This is a genomic window from Synechococcus sp. R3-13, assembly GCF_047462195.1.
In the GTDB taxonomy this organism is placed as follows: Bacteria; Cyanobacteriota; Cyanobacteriia; order Thermostichales; family Thermostichaceae; genus Thermostichus.
The window spans coordinates 1-3196 of the sequence record NZ_JANSIO010000236.1 but is presented as its reverse complement, the minus strand read 5'-3'; the positions used below and the strand labels follow the sequence as shown (position 1 = coordinate 3196).

Sequence of the window (3196 nt, the reverse complement as noted above, 5' to 3'; positions counted from 1 at the left end):
GCCCAAGGCAGCGGCAGCGGCTGTGGTGATCAGCTCGCTCTTGTCCTGCAAAGCTTCCACCAGAGTGTCGAAGGCGGCAGGGTTCCCCAGCTCTCCCAGGGCAGCGATGATGCTAAACCGTACCAGCCACTCCGTTTCTCGCCGATAAGCTTCCAGGAGATCGGCCAGGGCCTGTGGCTGCTTGAGATCCCCCAGGGCAGCGGCGGCAGCAGCCCGCACATCGAACTCCGGATCCTCTCGCAAAGAGCGCTGCAAAATGGGCAACAGTAGGTTCGGATCGACGCCAGACAGGGTGCCCATCTGGCTGATGGCAGCATAACGGACGCGGGCATTCTCGTCGTGAATCGCTCGCTGCAGCAATGTCAGGGCTTCTGGCCCAGGCAGTTCTCTGGCTTTGTTGACAGCGCGCAGCCGATTTCCCAAGTCTTGTGAGTTCAACAGCTCCAGCAAAGCGGGCAGTGCCGGAGGATCCCCAGAGGTTGTTGTCATATCCCATTCTCTCCATAACCCTCCTCGGCCATAGCGAGGGAGGAAAAGCCGATGTTATTATCTTGAAGCAGTGCATCCAGTCCCTTGATCTTATGGCCTTATTGCAACAAGAGAAGCAGCAGATCATTGAGAGCTATCGACTGCACGACACCGACACCGGTTCTGCCGAGGTTCAGGTGGCTCTGCTCACCAGTCGCATCAACCAGCTCTCTCAGCACCTTCAGAGAAACCCGAAGGATTTCAACTCCCGCCGCGGCCTGCTGATGATGATCGGTCGTCGCAAGCGTTTGCTCAACTACATCGCCAAGCATTCTCCTGACCGCTTCCGGGAGCTGACCGAACGGCTGAACATCCGGGTGAAAAAGTAGGCAGCCCATCCAAAACGCTATCGGAGATCTGTCTTCGTGGGCAAATCCAGCCGCCAGTCCAAAACCTTTCGCCGCTGCTCCCCCTCCGCCTCTGTTGAGGTGGAGAAGAAGCCGGCCAAGAAGGAGCCTGTTGCCGTGATTCCCCCTGAGGTCAGCCGGCGGATGGTGCGGCGGATTCTGGTGTTTTCTGGGATCCCTTCGGGGCTGGGCCTGAGCAGCTTTTTTGTGAATTACTATCTCTTGACCAACCATGTGGTCGCTCTGCCCCCCTACTTCACCTTGGCAGAGTCGCTGACCTTGTTTGGCCTTGGTTTTTTGGGCATTAGCTACGGTGTGTTCTCGGCTTCCTGGGATCTCGAGCCGGGATCCCTGCTGGGAATTGGAGAATTCCGGCGCAATTTGGGCAACATCATCCAACAGTGGCGGGAATCTGCTGCTCGATCTTCTGAATCTTCTGACTCTAGGGAAGCCTAACTGCTCTCCCGTCGCCTTTTCCAGGCCGGTTGCTGCCTACAATCAAGAGGGATCCAAGTCCATTCTGGCGGCAGCGGCTACCCCCAGTTCTCCAGCATGAAAATAGCCTACTTCGACTGTGCGGCGGGCATTGCCGGCGATATGTGTCTAGGAGCCCTGCTGGATTGCGGGGTGCCTTTGGAGTACCTCAACCGTCAGCTCCAGGCGTTGGGCATCGAGGGGGAATATAGCCTGCAGGTGAGCCGGGTGCAGCGGTGTGGGCAGCCTGCTCTGCAAGCTGTGGTGGAGGTGCTGGGATCCCAGAGTGGGGGATCCCTTGCTCGGCATTGGGCAGAGATTCAGGCTTTGATCGCGGGATCCCAGCTTTCCCCAGCCATTAAGGCCCGCAGCTTGGCGGTGTTTGAAAAGTTGGCGCAGGCGGAAGCAAAAGTCCATCAGATGCCTGTGGAAAAAGTGCACTTTCACGAAGTGGGGGCAGTGGATGCTTTGGTGGATATTGTCGGCACTTGCATCGGCCTGGATTGGCTGCAGGTGGAGCGGGTGTTGTCATCCCCCCATCCTGTTGGGGGCGGCTGGGTGAGCACAGAGCATGGCAAATTGGCCGTGCCGGTGCCGGCGGTGATCGAGTTGTGGGAAATGGGCCGCGTGCCGGTGTTCAGCAACGGGGTGGAAGCGGAGCTGGTAACCCCCACAGGAGCAGCCTTGGCTGTGGCGTTGGCGGAAGAGTTTGGCCCCTGTCCGCCGATGCGGGTGGAAAAAGTGGGGCGTGGGGCCGGTGCCCAAGAGCTGCCCATTCCCAACGTGTTTCGTCTCTGGATTGGGGAAGCCGATGGGGGAGAGCTAACGGAAACGGTATCGGTGTTGCAGACCCAAATTGACGATCTCAACCCCCAAGTGATTGCCTACACCTGCGAGCAGTTGTTGGCCCTGGGGGCCTGGGACGTGTTTACCCAGCCGATCACCATGAAACAGGGGCGGCCGGGGATCCTGCTTACCGTCATCTGTCCGCCGGATCGGGTGCCGGAGTGTCAAGATCTCATCTTCCGGGAGACCACCACCCTGGGCATTCGCCACTTCCAACAGCAGCGCACCCTGCTGGAGCGGGTTATCGAGCGGGTGGAAACCCCTTACGGCTTGGTCGACATCAAAGTGGCCCGCCACCATGGCCGCATCGTCAACGCTCAGCCGGAGTTTCGCGACTGTGTGGCCCGCGCCCAGGAGTTTCACGTGCCGGTTCAGACGGTGTGGCTGGCGGCCCAATCGGCTTGGCAAAGCCGGTTGCAAGGTTGAAGAGACACCGAACCTGTTCCACCCCCAATGGAATTTGCTCCTATTGAACACAGATTGGCAGCCGTGGCCTGCTAGCCTGAGAGATGTCGATCTTGCTCTCTCCGCCGACCACAACAATGGAATCCCAAGCCTCTCAATTTAACTTTGACCGCAAACTGTGGGATCGGTTTATCACCGTGGCCCAGCCCTACTTTTACCCCAGAGTACGCTATGGGGGCTGGATCTTTTTGGGCTTGCTGGCAGCGGCCATGGTGTTTGTGGTTGCCCTGATGTTCTTTGTGGAGATTGGGGTGACTTTGGTCGGTCAAGCCCTGTTCCCAGAGTTTTTTACCAATGTGGCAGCCGGATTGGTGGCCCAAACGGAGAGAAACTTGTCCTCGCCGGTGCTGTGGGTGGCCTCGGTCAGCTTGGCTCTGAGCAGCCTTTGTTTTGGGGCGGCGTGGCGGCAGCTTCGCCAGCGCTGGTTGCAGTGGGCGCTGCTCACCTTTTTGCTGTTTCTGTCGCTGACGGTCAACCGGCTGAACGTGATGATTAGCTTCATCTTTCGGTTTATCGACACAGCTCTGCAGCAAAAA

At 58.5% G+C, this 3196-nt stretch carries 4 protein-coding genes and 1 pseudogene; 4 read left to right on the top strand and 1 reads right to left on the bottom strand.

The window, feature by feature from the left end:
- The coding region (locus NW856_RS07435) for a HEAT repeat domain-containing protein (RefSeq protein ID WP_414399686.1) at positions 1-489 on the bottom strand (489 nt) is incomplete at its 3' end.
- Between the two features lie 92 nt (positions 490-581).
- Here NW856_RS07435 and rpsO point away from each other — a divergent pair.
- The 4 genes and pseudogenes from rpsO to NW856_RS07415 all read left to right on the top strand — a co-directional run.
- On the top strand, positions 582-857 hold the full coding sequence (gene rpsO, locus NW856_RS07430) for a 30S ribosomal protein S15 (protein ID WP_414341877.1): 276 nt from the start codon (positions 582-584) through the stop codon (positions 855-857).
- 36 nt (positions 858-893) lie between these two features.
- Positions 894-1331 carry a photosystem II biosynthesis protein gene (locus NW856_RS07425; protein ID WP_414399685.1) on the top strand — a complete coding sequence of 146 codons (438 nt, stop codon included), beginning with the start codon at positions 894-896 and terminating at the stop codon, positions 1329-1331.
- A gap of 96 nt (positions 1332-1427) precedes the next feature.
- Positions 1428-2621: a nickel pincer cofactor biosynthesis protein LarC gene (gene larC, locus NW856_RS07420; RefSeq protein WP_414399684.1), complete on the top strand. Its 1194-nt coding sequence runs from the start codon at positions 1428-1430 to the stop codon at positions 2619-2621.
- Positions 2622-2704: 83 nt separating this feature from the next.
- Positions 2705-3196, top strand: a pseudogene (locus NW856_RS07415) (ABC transporter ATP-binding protein); the annotation flags it as partial.